At 43.5% G+C, this 18,337-nt stretch carries 16 protein-coding genes; 6 read left to right on the top strand and 10 right to left on the bottom strand.

Annotated elements, in window-relative coordinates:
* Positions 1–2: 2 nt before the first annotated feature.
* Complete coding sequence (cyoA, locus tag ACROAE_RS08445; RefSeq protein WP_432400697.1) at positions 3–1,061, bottom strand: ubiquinol oxidase subunit II; 1,059 nt, start codon at positions 1,059–1,061, stop codon at positions 3–5.
* A 172-nt stretch (positions 1,062–1,233) separates the two neighbouring features.
* Entirely contained in the window at positions 1,234–1,623 is a 390-nt protein-coding gene (locus ACROAE_RS08440; RefSeq protein WP_229785805.1) for a hypothetical protein, read from the bottom strand.
* A gap of 679 nt (positions 1,624–2,302) precedes the next feature.
* Here ACROAE_RS08440 and ACROAE_RS08435 point away from each other — a divergent pair.
* The 5 genes from ACROAE_RS08435 (at position 2,303) to ACROAE_RS08415 (ending at position 7,564) form a co-directional block, all read left to right on the top strand.
* Entirely contained in the window at positions 2,303–3,793 is a 1,491-nt protein-coding gene (locus ACROAE_RS08435) for a SulP family inorganic anion transporter (protein ID WP_432400694.1), read from the top strand.
* A 31-nt stretch (positions 3,794–3,824) separates the two neighbouring features.
* Positions 3,825–4,673 (top strand): universal stress protein, encoded by an 849-nt coding sequence (locus ACROAE_RS08430; protein WP_432400692.1) that lies wholly within the window; start codon positions 3,825–3,827, stop codon positions 4,671–4,673.
* A gap of 1,181 nt (positions 4,674–5,854) precedes the next feature.
* The gene (locus ACROAE_RS08425) at positions 5,855–6,529 is read left to right on the top strand and encodes a DUF2238 domain-containing protein (RefSeq protein WP_432400690.1); all 675 of its coding nucleotides are present in this window, start codon (positions 5,855–5,857) and stop codon (positions 6,527–6,529) included.
* 484 nt (positions 6,530–7,013) lie between these two features.
* Positions 7,014–7,271 (top strand): type II toxin-antitoxin system Phd/YefM family antitoxin, encoded by a 258-nt coding sequence (locus ACROAE_RS08420; protein WP_160052031.1) that lies wholly within the window; start codon positions 7,014–7,016, stop codon positions 7,269–7,271.
* Positions 7,259–7,564 carry a type II toxin-antitoxin system RelE/ParE family toxin gene (locus ACROAE_RS08415; protein WP_432400688.1) on the top strand — a complete coding sequence of 102 codons (306 nt, stop codon included), beginning with the start codon at positions 7,259–7,261 and terminating at the stop codon, positions 7,562–7,564. Before ACROAE_RS08420 ends, ACROAE_RS08415 begins: the two co-directional genes overlap by 13 nt.
* 539 nt (positions 7,565–8,103) lie before the next feature.
* Here ACROAE_RS08415 and ACROAE_RS08410 read toward each other — a convergent pair.
* From ACROAE_RS08410 to ACROAE_RS08375, 8 genes are all read right to left on the bottom strand, one after another.
* Positions 8,104–8,988 (bottom strand): DMT family transporter, encoded by an 885-nt coding sequence (locus ACROAE_RS08410; protein WP_432400686.1) that lies wholly within the window; start codon positions 8,986–8,988, stop codon positions 8,104–8,106.
* A gap of 144 nt (positions 8,989–9,132) precedes the next feature.
* Positions 9,133–9,612 carry a transcription elongation factor GreB gene (greB, locus tag ACROAE_RS08405; RefSeq protein WP_432400684.1) on the bottom strand — a complete coding sequence of 160 codons (480 nt, stop codon included), beginning with the start codon at positions 9,610–9,612 and terminating at the stop codon, positions 9,133–9,135.
* An 84-nt stretch (positions 9,613–9,696) separates the two neighbouring features.
* Positions 9,697–10,203: a hypothetical protein gene (locus ACROAE_RS08400; protein ID WP_432400682.1), complete on the bottom strand. Its 507-nt coding sequence runs from the start codon at positions 10,201–10,203 to the stop codon at positions 9,697–9,699.
* A gap of 32 nt (positions 10,204–10,235) precedes the next feature.
* Positions 10,236–10,919 carry a TorD/DmsD family molecular chaperone gene (locus ACROAE_RS08395; RefSeq protein ID WP_432400680.1) on the bottom strand — a complete coding sequence of 228 codons (684 nt, stop codon included), beginning with the start codon at positions 10,917–10,919 and terminating at the stop codon, positions 10,236–10,238.
* Positions 10,920–10,971: 52 nt separating this feature from the next.
* The gene (locus ACROAE_RS08390) at positions 10,972–11,652 is read right to left on the bottom strand and encodes a 4Fe-4S dicluster domain-containing protein (protein ID WP_160052026.1); all 681 of its coding nucleotides are present in this window, start codon (positions 11,650–11,652) and stop codon (positions 10,972–10,974) included.
* Positions 11,653–11,663: 11 nt separating this feature from the next.
* Complete coding sequence (locus ACROAE_RS08385; RefSeq protein ID WP_432400678.1) at positions 11,664–14,180, bottom strand: DMSO/selenate family reductase complex A subunit; 2,517 nt, start codon at positions 14,178–14,180, stop codon at positions 11,664–11,666.
* A 44-nt stretch (positions 14,181–14,224) separates the two neighbouring features.
* Positions 14,225–16,216 carry an MtrB/PioB family decaheme-associated outer membrane protein gene (locus tag ACROAE_RS08380; protein ID WP_432400676.1) on the bottom strand — a complete coding sequence of 664 codons (1,992 nt, stop codon included), beginning with the start codon at positions 16,214–16,216 and terminating at the stop codon, positions 14,225–14,227.
* 14 nt (positions 16,217–16,230) lie between these two features.
* On the bottom strand, positions 16,231–17,178 hold the full coding sequence (locus ACROAE_RS08375; RefSeq protein WP_432400674.1) for a DmsE family decaheme c-type cytochrome: 948 nt from the start codon (positions 17,176–17,178) through the stop codon (positions 16,231–16,233).
* 182 nt (positions 17,179–17,360) lie between these two features.
* Between ACROAE_RS08375 and ACROAE_RS08370 the strand changes: the two genes are divergently transcribed.
* Complete coding sequence (locus ACROAE_RS08370; RefSeq protein ID WP_432400672.1) at positions 17,361–18,296, top strand: helix-turn-helix domain-containing protein; 936 nt, start codon at positions 17,361–17,363, stop codon at positions 18,294–18,296.
* The last annotated feature ends 41 nt before the right edge of the window (positions 18,297–18,337 follow it).

Raw genomic sequence — 18,337 nt, 5'->3', positions numbered from 1 at the left:
GATTACTCCGCCTCCCCAGAAGCAGTTGAAGAATGCTCTGTGGTTGAGTGTGTAGGTGATGGATGTTCGGGATGTTTTTCAGCGTCCATGTCTTTCATATGCTGCATATGTTGAGTGTGATCCATACCAGACATTGATTTCATGTTGCCCATGTCGTGCATGCCTTCCATACCTTCCATACCTTCCATACCTTCCATGTTGCCCATAGATTTCATGTTCGAGTCTGGATGCATATACTGCATTACAATGTAATTAAACATGCCGTGTTGTACTGAGCCGTAATATTGCACAGGGTTATTTTCGCTCTTTTCAGCGAGCTGCTTATATTGCTCAACATCCAAGGTGTGACCTTGTTGTTTTACCTTAGCAACCCAGGCATCAAAATCATCTGCTGTAGGTGTGGCAATGGCTTTAAATTTCATGCCGGTAAAACCTGCACCACTGTAGTTAGCAGAAATGCCGTCAAAAGTGCCAGGTTCATTCGCGATAAGGTGTAGCTTGGTTGTCATACCTGCCATTGAGTATATTTGGCTGCCCAACTGTGGAATGAAAAATGAATTCATCGCCGTGTCTGAAGTGATTTTGAAATTAACCGGCACGTTGGCAGGGAAGGCCAATTCGTTAACCGAGGCAATGCCATATTCTGGATAGATAAATAGCCACTTCCAGTCCAGCGACACTACTTCAACCGTGACGGGTTTTGCGTCATGTTTAAGCGGTTTATAGGGGTCTAAATCGTGTGTCGAATTCCAGGTGATAACACCCAAAATGATCACGATAATAATGGGTACAACCCACACCACAACTTCAATGGCGGTCGAGTGTGCCCATTTAGGCGCATAAATCTCCTGGTCGCGACCATCACGATATTTCCACGCAAAGTACAGCGTCATAAAAATGACCGGAATAACCACAATCAGCATCAGTAGCGTCGCCACTATAATGAGGTTTTTCTCATCGATGCCGATTTGACCTTTGGGATCCAGTACGCCGCCTTCACAACCGGCAAGCATAAATGCTAATGCCGCCAGTGCTGGTTTACTTAAATTTCGAATTAACAAAGGAAGATTCCTCTCACCTTAAAAGCTTACTACGCTGCCAATTCCATAAGGTTGTGGCAGATTGAGAGCAACACGCAAACACAGCATTAACTGGCCTATAAACGGCAGTTGTTCACTTTGATGTCAAAGTGGGTGTCATAACGAGTTGTTGAGTATTGAGCTAAAACGAAAGTTAACGAGGAGGGGCGCGGCAACCGTGTGCCGTATAGTCTAACGACTTAGGAATAACAGGAGATAATGCACTGAGCGCATCGCTGAGTTCAAGCAGATTGCTAAATTTAGAATTGAGATGAAACAAACGCCAAAATTGTTCAATAACCATAGGGTTAAGCACAATTAAGCTGAGTAAGCCCGCACCCACAAACTCAGCCAATAGGCCGTCTGCAATCGCGATAAACTCACTGATATCAATAAAGTGACCAACCGAAATCGATAACGCATCGGCTAAAGGTTGCAGCAACAGTAATCCGAAACACAAAGTTAAATGTGCTTTACTCAATTTAGACAAGCTTGCTATGCGGCTTAGCGGCGTAACAAGTTTTTGGCAAAGAGTTGGATTCAAAAAACGTTTCCGCCTGAGCGTAAATGAAGTGGTTGTCGCATCAAAAACCATGCGAGCTGTTATACGGCAGGAGAATAACAAGAAGCAGCTATTAATTGAAAGTAGTTAAGGGCCGTAAAACAGCGTAAAGATTAAATAAACCTGAAATAGCACATTATTTATACTGTTTGTTTACATATTTAACCTGGCATTCATCATTTCAGGTCTTATTAAGCTTAAAATCGTGATCGACCGCACACAAAATATCCAGATAAACGTGAGCCATCTTAAAATGGATTTGGGCTGAGTCTATTAAAAAAGGCGCTACTTTTATCGGATATGATCAGTGAAAATATTGTACTGAAACATCGCTGCAAATGAGGCTTAATAAGGCGAAACATCGATTATTTTTACGACAGATTTTGACTTTAGACGGGCTGAACTATATTCTTTGTCGCTGCTTTGAGGTGCATACGTGTATTTAAAGCAAAATCTTGCATGAACTAAGCCGCATTTAGCTATACCCTCCCGTATTGGATTGCGACAATCCATCTGTAGTGGCTGTTTTGCTTTACCCCATATTTGATAGCATCTCGTTGCATGACGGATCAACATCTTAGAAACTGTTTGCGGTATTTTCAGTTTCGGATCAGCACGTACTATTGAAATAAATGACTGAATTTTAAACAGAGTGAATAACATGATACAAACCATGAAAAAAGAATGGTTCTCCAACATCCGCGGCGATCTATTAGCCGGTCTTGTGGTGGCACTGGCGTTAATTCCAGAGGCAATTGCCTTTTCGATTATTGCAGGTGTCGACCCTAAAGTGGGGCTATATGCTTCGTTCTGTATTGCGGTAGTGATTGCGTTTACCGGTGGCCGCCCAGGGATGATCTCTGCTGCAACGGGTGCAATGGCACTGTTAATGGTGACCTTAGTAAAAGAGCACGGCCTTGAATATTTATTGGCTGCCACCTTATTAACCGGTGTATTCCAGATTGCCGCAGGTTACTTAAAACTCGGTAACTTAATGCGCTTTGTATCGCGCTCGGTGGTGACCGGCTTTGTTAACGCCTTGGCGATTTTAATCTTTATGGCGCAAGTGCCAGAACTCATTGACGTGACTTGGCATGTGTACGCCATGACTGCCACAGGCCTTGGGATTATTTACTTGTTCCCGCTTATCCCTGTTATCGGTAAATCATTGCCGTCACCGTTAGTGTGCATCGTGGGATTAACCATTTTTGCGGTATTTATGGGTGTCGATGTTCGTACTGTAGGCGACATGGGGCAGTTACCAGATACATTGCCTATCTTCTTGTGGCCAGAAGTGCCATTAACCCTTGAAACCTTAATGATCATCTTGCCTTATTCAGCAGGTCTTGCGGTGGTTGGTTTACTTGAATCAATGATGACAGCCACCATTGTTGATGACTTAACCGACACCCAAAGTGATAAAAACCGTGAGTGTAAAGGCCAAGGTATTGCCAACATTGGTGCCGGCTTAATGGGCGGCATGGCGGGTTGTGCGATGATTGGTCAATCAATTATCAACGTTAAATCAGGCGGCCGTGGCCGTTTATCAACGTTTGCAGCCGGTGTGTTTTTGCTGATTTTAATCGTATTCCTCGGCGAATGGTTAAAGCTTATCCCTATGGCAGCATTGGTTGCTGTGATGATCATGGTGTCTATCGGTACTTTCTCTTGGGATTCAATCCGTAACCTTAAACATCACCCAATGTCGACAAACCTTGTGATGGTGGCCACGGTTGTGGTGGTTGTCGCTACCCATAACCTGGCGATTGGGGTATTTGTAGGGGTGTTATTGGCTTCATTATTCTTTGCCAATAAAGTGGGCCGATTCATGGTGGTTAAAAGTTCAGAGATTACTGCTGAAACTGGCCGCCATTATCAAATCGTTGGCCAGGTGTTTTTTGCCTCGGCAGATAAATTCAGCCAATCATTTGATTTTAAAGAAGTGGTAGATAAAGTGACTATCGACTTATCACTAGCGCATTTTTGGGATATCACCGCAGTATCGGCACTCGATAAAGTAGTGATTAAATTCCGTCGTGATGGCACCGAGGTTGATTTAATTGGCCTAAATGAAGCCAGTTCGACCATCGTTGATAAATTTGGGGTGCACGATAAACCTGAAGAAGTCGAAAAAATGATGTCTGGTCACTAACCCTGAGCAACACCACAAAAGGAGAACAATAATGACAAATGTGATTGCTTGTATCGACGGTTCAAAAGCAACCTTAGCCGTATGTGATGCCAGTGGATGGGCGGCTAAGCAATTAGATGCCCCAGTGACCTTGTTACATGTATTAGATAAGTCGGTGTATCCAACTCAGTTGAATTTATCTGGCAACATTGGTTTAGGAACGCGTGAGCATCTACTTGACGAAATGGTGGTGCTTGAAGGCCGCAGAAGCAAACTGGCACTCGAGCAAGGCAAATACATGCTCGAAGATGCTAAAACGCGTGTAACTGACCAACAATCTTCTGTGTCAGTCGATACCTTACAGCGCCATGGCGACTTAATTGAAACCTTGTTAGAACAAGAGCCAAATGCACGTTTAGTGGTCATGGGACGTCAAGGTGAGCAACACCAGGACCAACCAATAGGTAGCCATATTGAGAGTGTTATCCGCACGCTTAAGCAACCTATTTTGGTTGTCATGGCAGAGTTTACAGCGCCTGAGCGCTTTATCTTTGCTTACGATGGCAGCGCCACTGCGAAAAAGGCCCTTGGCCGAGTTGCCGCCAGCCCTTTACTTAAAGGCTTAGCGTGTCACTTAGTGATGGTGTCAGACAATCAAACGACAGCCAGTGCCGAACTTGCAGCGGCAGCTGACACCTTAAGCAGTGCAGACTTTACGGTAAGTACAGCAGTGTGTCAGGGTGAAGTGCAAACCGCATTAGAAGCCTATCAAGTCGCCAATAATATCGACTTAATGGTAATGGGTGCTTACGGCCATTCACGTATTCGTGAATTTTTTGTCGGTAGCAATACCACCAGAATGATCAGCAAAAGCAAAATCCCGTTATTACTGCTGCGTTAATCATAATGGATTAGCTGACTGCGAACGGTTATTAGCTGATTGCGATTAGCGAATAATGATTAGCTATGAACAAAGTGCTGATAGCTAAACCTTGATAGCGATAGTTAATAGTGTCAGTTGATAGCTAACAGCTGATAGCTAAAAGTTAAAAGTGCTAGCTAAAAAGCCACCCCGGCATTGTATGTCGGGGTGGCTTTTTTTGTTTATGGCTTCGTTATGGTTATTTAAGGCCTACGAGCACTTACGTCGTGGCGCTTCGATGACTCCAGAGTATGAATCAATGTCACTTTGATTCCATTCAATTCGACTGAGTTAAATTCAACTTCATTAAATCTGTCTTCATAAAATTCGTCAGCATTAAACTCGTCTTCATTAAATTCGTCCTCCCGGCAATGCTTTTGAGCCGGGATCCAGGTGTTTGCTTTGCTTTTTCTGATGGCCTACGGCCACTAACGTCGTGGCGCTTCGCCCACACCAGACCAAGAGGAAACCAACGGCTGTTCCCTCTTGGAACTCCCAGCCGCCACATCAAAATTATCTGAAAAGCGATAATTTCGCGACGTGGTTGAATCAAGCTTTTGACCGTATTTCGGTGTTCTTCGGTCTTATTCGAAAATGCTAACGCTTCAGATGGGGCGTCCCTTCCCCTCTAAAGCTAGCCAGACATCCATGTCAGGACTCACGTCATTTTCTTCAACAGCCTCAAGTTCAGAGTTGAATTTGTACATTTTAAAATCAAAAAATCAACTCGGTTTGGCATCAAAGTTAGTAAGGAAGGTTAATCATGGCCAACCAACCTAATTGCTAATGCCTGAGTCTACTACGCCTAAGCGTTTTATCTTTGTTTTGGCTTTTTTCATGGCTATTTGCCCACATTGAGGCAGAGAGTTAAAGCTTATTCTTGTTTAAAATCAGAGATGATATGTTGTGTTAAATAAACGATTTAGCATTGAAATATTGGCGTATGGGTTTATTGTATAAAAATAAAGCGTATCATCAATAATGACGCAGTGATAAATGCAATCTATGAGTCGTAGGTGTTTGTTGCCTAAGATTTTTTAGCGGTATTCATCCGTGACTATCGCTATTCATCTGTGTTTAGCAGGTGATGTTGAGAGGCAAGCCTAAAGTAAGCCGTTACATGCCATAAAATATCTTTAATTCACAATGGCCAACATTCTATGGAACATAAACGATATTTTTTATTGCTTTCAATCATCTTTGTTATTGAATTTATTGTTATTTCTATCAACCCTTATAATCGAGCCGATTGGGCGCTTGAGAATGTGTTAATTGTCTTCTCTGCCATCTTTGTGGTGTTCACCTATAAAAAATGCCCATTATCGCGGCTTTCTTATAGCCTGATATTTGTCTTTATGAGCTTGCATGAGATCGGCTCACATTATACTTATGCCAATGTTCCCTATGATGAATTTCTGCAGTCATATTTTAATTTTAGCCTTAATGAATATATGGGCTGGGAGCGTAATAACTTTGATCGATTGATTCATTTCGCATACGGCTTCTTACTGGCATACCCAGTGAGAGATTTGTATTGCAAGATTGCTGGCGTGAAAGGCTTTTGGAGTTATTTCACGCCGTTAAACCTGATTATGTCGACATCGATGTTATATGAGTTAGTAGAGTGGGGCGCCGCAGAGATATTTGGTGGCGAACTTGGCATGGCGTATTTAGGCACCCAGGGTGACATTTGGGATGCGCATAAGGATATGGCACTCGCTAGTCTAGGCGGATTTATAGCGATGGCGATAACACTGTTTATCCATTCACGTATTCAAAAAGACTTTCGAGAGCAATGGCGATTAAGCTTAACAGTAAAACATAACGGGGATTAAGCAAAGCTGAGGCAAGTTGAATTGTTATGGTTACTCAGACTTTGTATGACCTAAAGCCAAAAACGCCGTGGTGCTTCGCTGACGCCAGAGTTGGGTAAATGTTACTCAGTTCCACTTCAACGTCATTAAATTCGACTTCATTAAATTCGTCGTCCCGGCAATGCTTTTAAGCCGGGATCCAGGTGTTTTCTTTGTTCATAATATAGAAAGCTGCAACACGCGATGCACTAAGAAGGGGAAGCCTTTTTCACCTCAAAACTCACCAAACCCGCCATATACTCCCTCTAAAACAACAGTATACCCGCATGTTAAATAATGTTTGAATTTTTGTTAAGTCGTTGATTTAAATTATTAAATTTGTTGTTTTTTACTGCATTAATCAAAATAAATTTTAAAACCAGTAATTCTACAGGCTTGTTAGCTGTATTCTCAAATTGCTCATTAAGTGCTACTATAGTGATACATTTTTTGTGAGGCGATTAGTATGAGAGTAGAGCTAGTTACAACATTAAAACGGCAGGCAACGAAAATATTATCAGAGCTTCATTCTTCTAAAGAGCCTGTATTAATTACTGAACATGGACAACCTTCTGCATACCTTGTTGATGTTGATGACTTCGAATTTATGCAAAAGCGTATGCAAATCCTTGAAGCTCTTGCTAAAGGTGAGCAGGCTATAAGTCGTGGAGAAACGGTATCTAATATTGAGGCTAAAGAGAAAATGAGTAAATGGCTGAAATAATTTGGACCAACCCTGCCTTGGAAGATCTTAATGACATAGCTGAATATATTGCTTTAAGTCATCTTCTGGCCGCTAAAAGTTTGGTAGCGAAAATTTTTGCTAAAGTCGAACGGCTTGAAGAATTCCCTGAATCAGGAAAGAAACCTATTGAGTTAAGTAACCTTAATTATCTGGAAATAGTTATTAATCCTTGTCGTGTTTTTTATAAAGTAGAAAACGACAAAGTTTATATTTTACACGTTATGAGGCAAGAGAGAGACCTACGTAAATTCTTACTTACAGCTAACAAATAAGGATAGACCGCGCGAAGCCGCGTGCCTATACCAAGTGTACTTTGTTATGTAAATAACAGCTCGAGAAAACGCGCTGATTGATTGTTAAAGCACAAAACTCACACCTGGATCCCGGCTCAAAAGCATTGCCGGGACGACGAAAAAATCTAAGCCTTGTCCAAACGAGCCAATTGCTGTTTGAAAATGCCCAAACTCAACTCTGAACTTGAGGCTGTTGAAGACTCTTTACAAAAGAAACGTGAGTCCAGACATGGCCTTTCCCACAAATCAAAACCCTAGTCTTAAGCAATAGCATTTTCACTCTTTATTACAAGATGCGCCGCAGGCTATAAGCAAACCAAAGCAAACCAAACCAAACACCTGGATCCCGGCTCAAAAGCATTGCCGGGACGACGAAAAAATAGCTAACAAGCATCGTCAAAAACGAGTCAGTCTCTGTTGCTTCACTCTCACCAGAGAGTGAAGCAACATGATCTTAATGGCCACAAGCCATAAGATCATTGATGCTACAACTAAACCCTGTGCAATCCCACTGCCCATTAGGCTTCGCTATTCACCACCCTCGAACTGACTTTTTTGCGTGTTTGGCTGAGCGTGTAAACGCCGCTGACGACAACCAGTAGGCTGCCGAGTAGCGTCATGGTGTCGGGTGATTCACCGAATATGAATATGCCCAACGCTAATGCAAATAATAAACGGGTGTAGCGAAAGGGGGCGATGACCGAGACGTCGCCTGCGCGCATGGCGATGGTGAGGGCATTGTAGGCGGCAACACCAAAAATAATCGCACCGATGATTTGCAGTGATGCTGTGGTATTAAGTTGTGCTGGCTCATTTTGATATAGCTGGATAGCGATACCTGCAGGGATTAATACAAAGAATCCGTAAACCCCAAGTTGCATGTTCGATAGCACGGGTGGCGCTGCGCGGGTGGCTAAATCGCGGCCGGCAAAGCCTAATGTGGCGATGACTGCGAATAGTGAGTTAGCTTCAAACCCAGCGAGTCCTGGGCGTATAATCATTAACACCCCAATAAACCCTACAAGTACGGCAATCCATCTTTTAACCCCCACGTGTTCACCAAACAATAATGCTGCGCCTATCATGGCAATCAGTGGCGTGGCTTGTAATATTGCCGAGGCGCTTGAGAGTGGTGTGAGAGTGATGGCTAATGCAAAGGTGAAGCGGCCAGTCACTTCACAGACTGCACGGATTAAAATCGGCGCAGTGAGTATGGCCGGATGCAGTATTTTTTGACCTTTACGCCATGTTAGCAGCATAAAAATCAGCATGCCGCCGAGGCCAAACAATGCCAGGATTTGGCCTAAAGAAGTAGTTTCTGCTGCGGACTTAATCAGCATGTCTTCAATGGCAAAAGCGGCCATTGCAAAAACCATGTAGAGACTGCCTTTCGTGTTGTTCAATATGACACCTATTGGGAATGCAAAGCGATTAACGCAACGTGATAAACACAGCTACCTTGAGTAATGTGTGAGTGAAAAAGGCTTGATACATACGTTAACTGGTTGATTATTATTAGCTATCGATTAGGCAACACTAAATCACTTTTAGGCTTTGGTATAGGTAATTTTATTAATGTACCAGGTTTTATTGCCTTGAGGCGTGCTGACGACGGCTTCGTCGTCGACTTCTTTTTTGAGTAACGCGCGCGCCATAGGTGAGTCGATAGAGATGTAATCTTTGCGTTCGTCGTAGATTTCTTCTGGGCCGACAATTTTAAAGGTTTTAATGTCGCCAGCATCGTTTTCGATTTCGACAACGGCACCAAAAAACACTTTGCCTTCTTGTTCTGGCGCGTAATAAACGATTTTAAGCTCGGGTAACAGTTTGCGTAAGTAGCGTACTCTACGGTCTATTTGCCTTAATAAACGCTTGTTGAAGGTGTAGTCAGCGTTTTCTGAGCGATCTCCAAGACTGGCAGCCCAAGTTACAATTTTAGTCACTTCAGGACGTTGTTCTTTCCACAAGTAATCGTGCTCAAGTCTGAGCTTGTTGTAACCTTCGAGGGTAATTAGCTTGGTTTTCACGCGTTTCTCTATGTGTTTTGGCTTAAAGCAGAAACTAACTAAATTATTGGCATTTGTCGATTTGTATTTACGGTCAGTTAGGCGTTAATGCGCGCCCATGTTGCGTTGTGCTTTTCTTTGGACATGTCTTCGTTGTTTTAATTGCGCCATGGCGTTGATGATCTGGACACTTTGGTTCATTAGCTTAATGTCTTCAATCGGCGTTTTTTGACAGTTAATCGCGTAGTATTCAGCTAACTGCACAATGATGGCTTCTGCTTGTGAGAGCTGTTGATATTGAAGTTCTTTTACAAATAACAGCAAGAAACAGTCAAATAAAGCATTAGCAGCATCGATATGGGTTAACCCTTGCTGTGGCTGATTTGAGTCTGATGAGGCGACTTGCAGTGGATTATTTTCTGGTGGTTTTGCTTGAGCTGATTTTGGCTCGGGCGTTGGCTTCAGGGCGGCAACCACGTTAGCGACAGTGATCATAGTTGTCGCTCCCGCAAAGAGGCTCCTTACATACGCGTCTTGTTGCCAAAAAAGCACCAGCTGATGTGACCATTCAGCTTTGCTCCATTGCGATGATACCGCGCGTATAAAAGACATGTTGTCGCCTCCAGTGAGCTAGCCAAAATAACCTATCGATGCAGTTTTCTTGGCATGGGCAGTACGTTAAAGGTGCTGGTCAGTTCGTTGATAAAGGCTTGGGTCATTTTGGCGATACCAAGGTAAAAATCAGTGTTTGCGTGTTGCTCGCTGAGCGCTAAACAACGGCTTGCCCAAGGAGTGAAGTGCTTTTGCAATAAAGTGTAGATAAATTGCATCAGTTCGTCTTTGTTAGTGTGCGAGTCTGCTCCAATTAAACGCTGAAAGCTTGAATCTAACACACTAAAAAATAGCCCCATATGGTCAACAGGCTGCGGCATATCGAGCTTGAATTCAACTTTATGTTGTTTATAAAAGTCGACCAGCGCTAAAGTTGATACATCAAAATGCACTTGCTCTTCGCCCAGGTAGGCCGAACCTTGTGGTATGGCTTTAGGTTCGCCAGGGCCAAAGTATAGGTTGCCATAATCGAGTTGTAGTTCGGTAAGTTGATTGGCTTGCCATTGCTGCAGGTATCGTTGTAGATAAAACTGTCCAGGCTGCTCGGGTGCTGACTCGGCGAACACAGGCCAGGTTTGGGCGACGTCGTTTTCGATAAAACTGTCGATGAGTGCTTCGTTGGGATAAAAGCAAAAAACATTGTGCAGGATGCGTGCAATCGATTGATATTCTTCTAACTTATCGACGCCGATTGATGCAACGTTGTTTTCAGTCATGATTAAGTCCTTAAAGGAAGGCAGTGATAATGATTTATCACTGCCTTAATTATTACACTTCTGATGGATTCAGAATTTGACCTGTGCCACCTGTTGTTGATTGGCCAAGGCGATTGGCTTTAATAATCAAATTAGGTGATGTTAGTGATTGATTAGGTAATGGTGCAATGTGCGAGTCGCCGGTACCGTATTTAGCCACGATATTTTCAACGGTATCAAAGTCTAATGCGCGCATTGGACATGATTCAACACAGGCTGGCTTGCGGCCTACTGCCAGGCGTTCATAACAACCATCACACTTGGTCATGACTTTTCTTTCTTGGTCAAGCTGTGGCGCATCATATGGACAAGCGCGTGAGCAGCTTTCGCAAGCGATACATAAGCTTTCTTCAATGTGCACTAAACCGTCTTCTTTGCGTTTGTGCATTGCGCCTGTTGGGCAAGCTTTAACACAGACTGGTTCTGAACAATGATTACAGCCAAGTGACATGTAGTAAGCAAAGACTTCTTGCTCGTAAGCGCCAGTGTTTGGGTCCACATTCCATGAACCGCCACCGTACTCATACACGCGGCGCCAGTTAACGCCATTTAGCGTAGGCACACCATCTTCTACAGGTTTGGTTGAGCTGCGAATGATATCGCCTTGTCTGTCTTTACAAGCAATGTGACACGTTTTGCAGCCTGTGCATTTAGTGGTGTCGACATAGAAACAATATTGGGTTGAGTCGCTCATGGTTGTGCCCCTTAAATAACTTTACGAATTTGAACGCGGTTAGTGTGCTGTGGATTGCCTTTTGCTACTGGGCTTGGCATGTATCGGGTTAGGGAGTTAATTGCCCCACCAATATCCACAACTTTACCTGATGAGCCGGTTCTACTATTTGGGTCTGGCTTGAACCAAGCGCCTTGTCCTAGCATGATAACGCCAGGAATGACTCGTGGTGTCACTCTTACTGTGACTTCAATTGAGCCGCGTTCGTTATATATTTCAACCGTATCACCAGACGACACGCCGTAGTTTTGCGCGTCGATTGCGTTCATCCATACAGCGTCTTCTACGGCTTCACGTAACCATGCTACGTTATGGTAGCTGGAGTGAGTCCGGCCTTTGGTGTGGTATCCAGAAAGTTGTAATGGATAATCTGTTTTAGTGTCTTCATCTTCATAGCCGTCCCAGGTGACTGTGTATTGTGGGATGGCCGTGATGGTGTCGCCTCTGACTTTGTTTTGTTCCCAGTTAGCAGCGCGCCATGCTAGCTCTGCTGAGTAAATTTCAATTTTGCCAGAGGGTGTTGGTAATGGCTTACTACCGTTAACGTATGACTCAAGTGCAACGTTGCGATTTTCCATATTTTTACGGAAGAAGCCGATTTCTTGTGCTTCTTTGTAAGTGTCTGGGAATGCTGGGGTGACACCGGCGTTAGTGCTAGACGCTTTAGTTTGCTGATAAAGCTCTTCAAGCCATTGGTCTTCGGTTTTGCCTTCGGTAAATTCATTACCTACGCCCATTTTCTCTGCGATTAATGCAGCAATTTGATACATAGACTTGCAGTCCCAAATAGGTTCGCCAGCCGCTTTCATGGCGGTGATGTAACCTAATGCACCAGAAGCATAAGAGTCATTAACAAGGTCGTTTGATTCTAACCATGAAGTGTCGGGTAGAATAATATCGGCAAATTTACTGCCCGGTGTCATCCAGCAATCGCAAGAAACGATTAACTCTACACCGTTTTCATCACTGTAGATTTCAGCGGTTTTATTAATATCAGAATGCTGATTTAACAGGGTGCTATCAGACGCTGAGAAAATCACTTTGATATTGGTGCCTAATGGCGTATCTAACGTTTCAGTACCGGTAATACCATGGGTTCTCGCTGTCATGGTTTCGCCATGGTGAATGGCTTCACTCCATGAGAAAAAAGAGATTCTTTCTTTAACTGGGTTAGTGCCTGTAGGAATACCACCACGGAACATACTGCTCATGTTTGGCAGCTCGCCATTTGATGCACCTACTTGACCTAATTTGCCGGCTAGTACACCTAACATGTAAATAGCACGGACGTTTTGCTCGCCGTTTGCATGGCGGTTAACGCCTGCGCCCGCAATAATATACGGTCTGCTAGAGGCCATTAAGTCGTCGGCTAGGGTGTTAATTTTTGCTTCGCTAATGCCAGTGATTTTCTCAGCCCATGCTGGTGTGCGTGGACCTCGGTCACTGTAAATACCCAAACCCATAATATAGTCGTAGTAGTTTTCGCTTGGGTTCATTGCTGCGGCATATTCAATTTTTGTGGCATCACCGCTGGCTTCAAAAATTTCTTTTTGAGCGGTAATTGACGCTGCGTCATAACCGACTGCATATTGGTTAATGAAGTTAATTGAGTTGGCATCAACCCAGCCAGAGCTGATCATTAAGTAGGCCATGGCTTCAGCTAATGCGGCATCTGTACCAGGTCTAATCGGTAACCAGGTGCTTTCTTTACCGATCATCGAGTCTGTGTAACGCGGGTCAATCATGGTGACTTTTAGACCATTATTGCGTTGTAGCGCTTCAAGGTAGTCGTAACCTTCACCTGAACCAGACTGTCTAATTTCGCTTGGGTTATAGGCAAAACCTAATAAAAAGTCGCTGCTTTCTAGTGTGATTGTGGCAGAGCCTGAAGTACTGCCAGAACCAAAGGTATGTTTGGCTGCTTCAGTTTGTTGTGCCCAAGAGTAGTTACCAAATTTATCTAAAAAGCCACCCACTAAATTGAATAAGCGGTTAAAGCAGCTGTTAGAGGCAAAACCGTAATAAGCACCAGAGCCGTAGCTTCTGAAAATAGCTTTGTTACCGTGCTCGGCTATCACTGAGGTTAATTTGTTAGCGACGGTAGTGGTGGCTTCTTCCCATGTGATAGGAACAAACTTACCTTCACCTCTTTTACCAACACGTTTCATTGGGGTTTTTAAGCGGTCAAATGCGTAGGTTCTTTGACGTAGTGAGCGACCGCGAGCACAAGCGCGTACCTGGTGTAAGCCGTAGATGTCTTCGACCTCATGGTCGGTTTCAACGCGGGTGATCATGCCATCGCGGCTAAACACTTTAATCGGGCAGTTAGAGCCACAGTTAACCAAACATGATGACCATGTTATGGTTTCTTCTGAAACTGGTGGGCTTACTGGTACTTTTACTGCATCTTTTGAGCTTGAGTTACAGCCCGAGACGGTTGCTGCACAACCCATAGCAGCACTCATTTTTAAGAAACTTCTGCGTTCCATTGTGATGTCCTCTTGCAATATATAAATTGAGTTATTGGTAACGATTACAACAAGTAGCTGAAGTTCAGCATGACCTGATGGGCGTTATAGTTATGATTTAACTCACCTAAAGTGATAACGCTGGCCGGTTCATCAAGCGACATTTGCGCGTCATCGGTGTCGTAATAGCGCTCATAGCGATAGGTGAGCTTTAGTGCCATTTCGTTACTAAGGCTGTAGTTTGCGTATAAGCTGGTGCTGTGGTTGTACGAGTAATAGTCACCGTATGGCGAGGTGCCAGTACTGGTGATATAGGTGTCGCTGTTTGAGTTACTGAATAGGTAGTCTGCGCCGAGTGTCAGCTTGTCTTGCATTAAGCCGCCGTAGCTAATACCGGTGCCGATATTGATAAATTCATCTTCAATGTCGGTATACCAGTCTGCGGTGCTGTAGCTTTGGCTGCTGGCCTGGGCTGAATTAATCCATTGCTGGCTGGCAAAGCCATACAGGTTCACCTGCTTAGAAATATTGAGGTTAAGATTGAGGTTTACGCCGTAATCTTCTGATTCAGTTAAGCCGATGAGGGTGTCGTCATAATCATCTTTGGCATAGTGAGCACTGATATCCACACTTAGCCAGTTGAGTGGCGTATGGTTTACCGACAACTCGACATTGTTGCGGGTTCTGTTGGCCAGGTAATACTTACGCATTAAGGCGTTTTCTTCTGATGAGGTTAATTCATCTGTTTGGTATTCAGAGCCATCACGGTTGCTGTGTTCTGCTTTAATATCAATAATAACGTTGTCGACAGCACGAATAGACAGCTTGCTCCATAACGTGTCGTCGTGGGTTTCTTCACGGGCACTGTAGCTTCTGTCTATTTCTTCGCGGTCGTAACCTGCTTGTAGGCGATAATCCTGGCTAATGCGATATTTTGCGTTGAGCTTATAAGTAGCGCGTTCAATATCGGTGGCGATGTTTTCTTTGAATGTGTCGTTTAAATCATTAAAGGTATATTGCAGAAATTCAAATACAGAGCTGTTGTTTTCGCGGTTGCTGTAGTCGTAGCTACCACCAACACGTAAACGGCTGCTTAGCATTGACGACACTTTTAAGGTGGCATCAGTGGTTTCAATTTCGCCATCCCAATTTTGGATTGGGTTACCGTTCATTGAGATTAAATCGTCATCTTGAATCATCCGGCCCACAATAAAGCGCCCAGACATGACGGTGCTGTCTAACTGATATTGACCAGATAATGCAATTTGGTGTGCTTCATTGTCTGGCGCAGCAGCATAGACATCGTCTAGGTAAGTGAGGCTCAAATCTTGAGCATTGTTTTGATATTGGCTGCCAAAGTAGCTGAGTTCGGTAATCCAGTTAGCACCATTTAATATCGCGCCTGCGGTAAATGAATCTGTTGTTGAGTCAACCACTAGGCCGATATTCACCGGACTCGGTGTGATAATACTGCTACTGGTGTAGCCCGATTTATCTTCGGTTTCAAATTGCACATAACCTTGATAATTATCTTGTTTAACGTCGGCTTCGATATCGAACTTTTCACGTTGCTGTGACAACTCAAAACCGTAGGGCTGGGCGCTGTTAACAAGCGTGCCCTGGTCATAGTAAAGATTGCTTTGAGCATCACCCGATTGGTACGTCGTGATTAACTGATAACCGGCATCGAGATTAAACAAACCGGCTTTGCCAGCACTCATTTCAGCAAAGCTGTTTTCATAGCCTAATTGATGAGTTTGAAGCTTAGCCTGGTAGCCGTCATTATTTTGATATTTCACGTCAGCATTAGGCGTCGCAACAAAGCCATCCTGGTCGGTACCCAAGGCATTGGCCGCGTGGACATCGTCACGGCTAATGTAGCCTGCTGCCACACTCACGTTACCGCGATAGCCTGAGTTAACTTCACAGCGTTGGCATTGATAGTTTTGCTGCTCAACCTTAGTGGTATTCGCCTGGCTAACCGCAAAGTTAGCTGACAGTACTGGCGCAGAAGCGAGCAATAATGAGGCGGTAATAATATTGAGTTTGAAATTCATTGTGTAACTCCTCATTAACGTTGCAATGTGCTGCCAGCAGGGTGGTTTGAACCGTGAATTTGGCTATGGCAATTTAAACAACTTTTACCGCCACCAAAGGCATCGTTACCTGCTTGTTGCACCACTCGACTGGCGTGGCCATCATCGGCATGACATTGCTGACATAACTGTGGGGCGCGATGCGTTAGCATGCTTTCGTTAACGCTACCGTGCGGGTTATGACATGTGATGCAGTTTTCGGTCACTGGCGCATGTTCCCACAGGACTGGGCCACGTTTTTCAGCATGGCAGCTGTAACATGTGTCATTAATAGAAGGTTTGTTTAACGCGCTTTCGGTCATTGAACCGTGTGGAGAGTGACAATCGATACAGGTCATTTGGTCCCATTTCATTGGGTGACTCGAGCGTTTGTTCATGTCGGCTTTTTCACGCGTATGACAATTAGTGCAGGTATCATTGACGGTGAGTTTTTCTAATACTGGGTCGGTCGCGGCGTGAACAACATGACAGTCGGCACAAGCCACATCTTCAAGATTATGAGTGCTGTTATGCCACGCCATTTGCTTGGCATCGTTATGGCAACCCTGGCAGACCGTATTTTGAGTTTGAGTAGACAGTTTGCTGTTTTGGCCAAACTGGATCATCGGTTCTTTACCACCGCGGTTATGGTTACCGAGCGGTCCATGACAGGCTTCGCATTGTAGGCCGGCCATCGGTGATTTTGAATTGTTTAAATTGCCATGAACGCCATTAAAAATGTCCATCACTTTGGCACTTTTCTTATGACACATTAAGCAGCTGTCAGCACCTTTGGGTGAGTAGTTACCGTCAGCGAATTTTTGAGTGAGTGCTGATTCAAGTTGGTCAGCATCAAGCTGTTCCCAGGGTGAAGATGCGGCATTAAATGCACACCCATAAATGACCAGTGAAAGCGCAAAGAGCCATTGCTTGTATGCGTTCATAGGAGTTCCTACCTTAATTACGTAAATGATGTATATCGTAATAGGTAGTTTAGAGGTCTATTCGGAGGTTAACCATGCGTAGAAATTGGCATAAAACGACAACTGTGACTAAGATCAATGCTCAATATAACAAAAAAGATAAAATGTAAATTAGAGTAAGTTAACGAGGCAAAGTTCACCCAGTGATAAAATTTAAATGCCGTCCTGCACTGCACACTAAAATGGTTATCGAGTATTGCGATAGCAAAGGTATTTCTGTGCCAGACCATTATCAACATATCCGTTTTTTAGCAGATGACGATAAGATTAATTATTATACTGTTAATAATATTTTACATGACATGGAAGTGTTAGATAATAATCCATACTTCTTTTTTGAATTAGAACATGTGTTCAGGGAAAGGTTAATTCCCTTTACTATTAAGATATTGGATTTTAATAAGTCTGCGGCACTTAATCTATTAGATTTTACTCATTATTATAGCAGCATTTCTGATCTTGCCTGGTCAAGTATTGTTACCGCCACAAGCGTGACGCTAGTCGCAGCAAGAGGCTCAGAGCAAAGAGCGTCTAAGTACGATGACTTGTTTATCTATTTTTGCATGATCGAAATATTTAAACCGCTATTAAATAACCCCGATGATATGTTAATTTGCCTTCCATATGGACGTGATTTTTATAGTAAATATATTAATGTATTTGAACAGGTTAAATTTAATCATGGTTGTTTTAGCGTCACCATAAATAAAGATGAAGGCGATAAAGATTCTGGCGAGTGTTTAGCTGTAGCCAATATAAATGAATTAGACAGAGTGGGTGCTGCTGCAAATAGTATTCCTTCTCATTCGTTATCGCTTTTTACTTTAGCGCAATTAATGAATGTTGCGCCAAGAAGTTTACAACGAGAATTAAAGTTATTAGATTCAAAGCCACAAAATATTATTGATAATGTAAAAGTGAATTATATTATTAGCCGATTAGGCATTAACAAAGGCAACATTAAATTAACCGCATATGAATGTGGTTTTACGGATATGCCGACATTCAGCCGTTTTTTTACCCGAACCACAGGGCTGTCACCTAAAGCGTATGTTAAGGCTCGAATGATGATCTCGTAATCGCGGTTACGGTGCATGTTTTCCAATCTACGTAAAACTCT

Origin of the sequence: Shewanella sp. MF05960 (genome assembly GCF_050849305.1) — a bacterium.
In the GTDB taxonomy this organism is placed as follows: Bacteria; Pseudomonadota; Gammaproteobacteria; order Enterobacterales; family Shewanellaceae; genus Shewanella.
The sequence above is the reverse complement of the archived record's forward strand: the minus strand, read 5'-3'. Positions and strand labels throughout refer to the sequence as shown.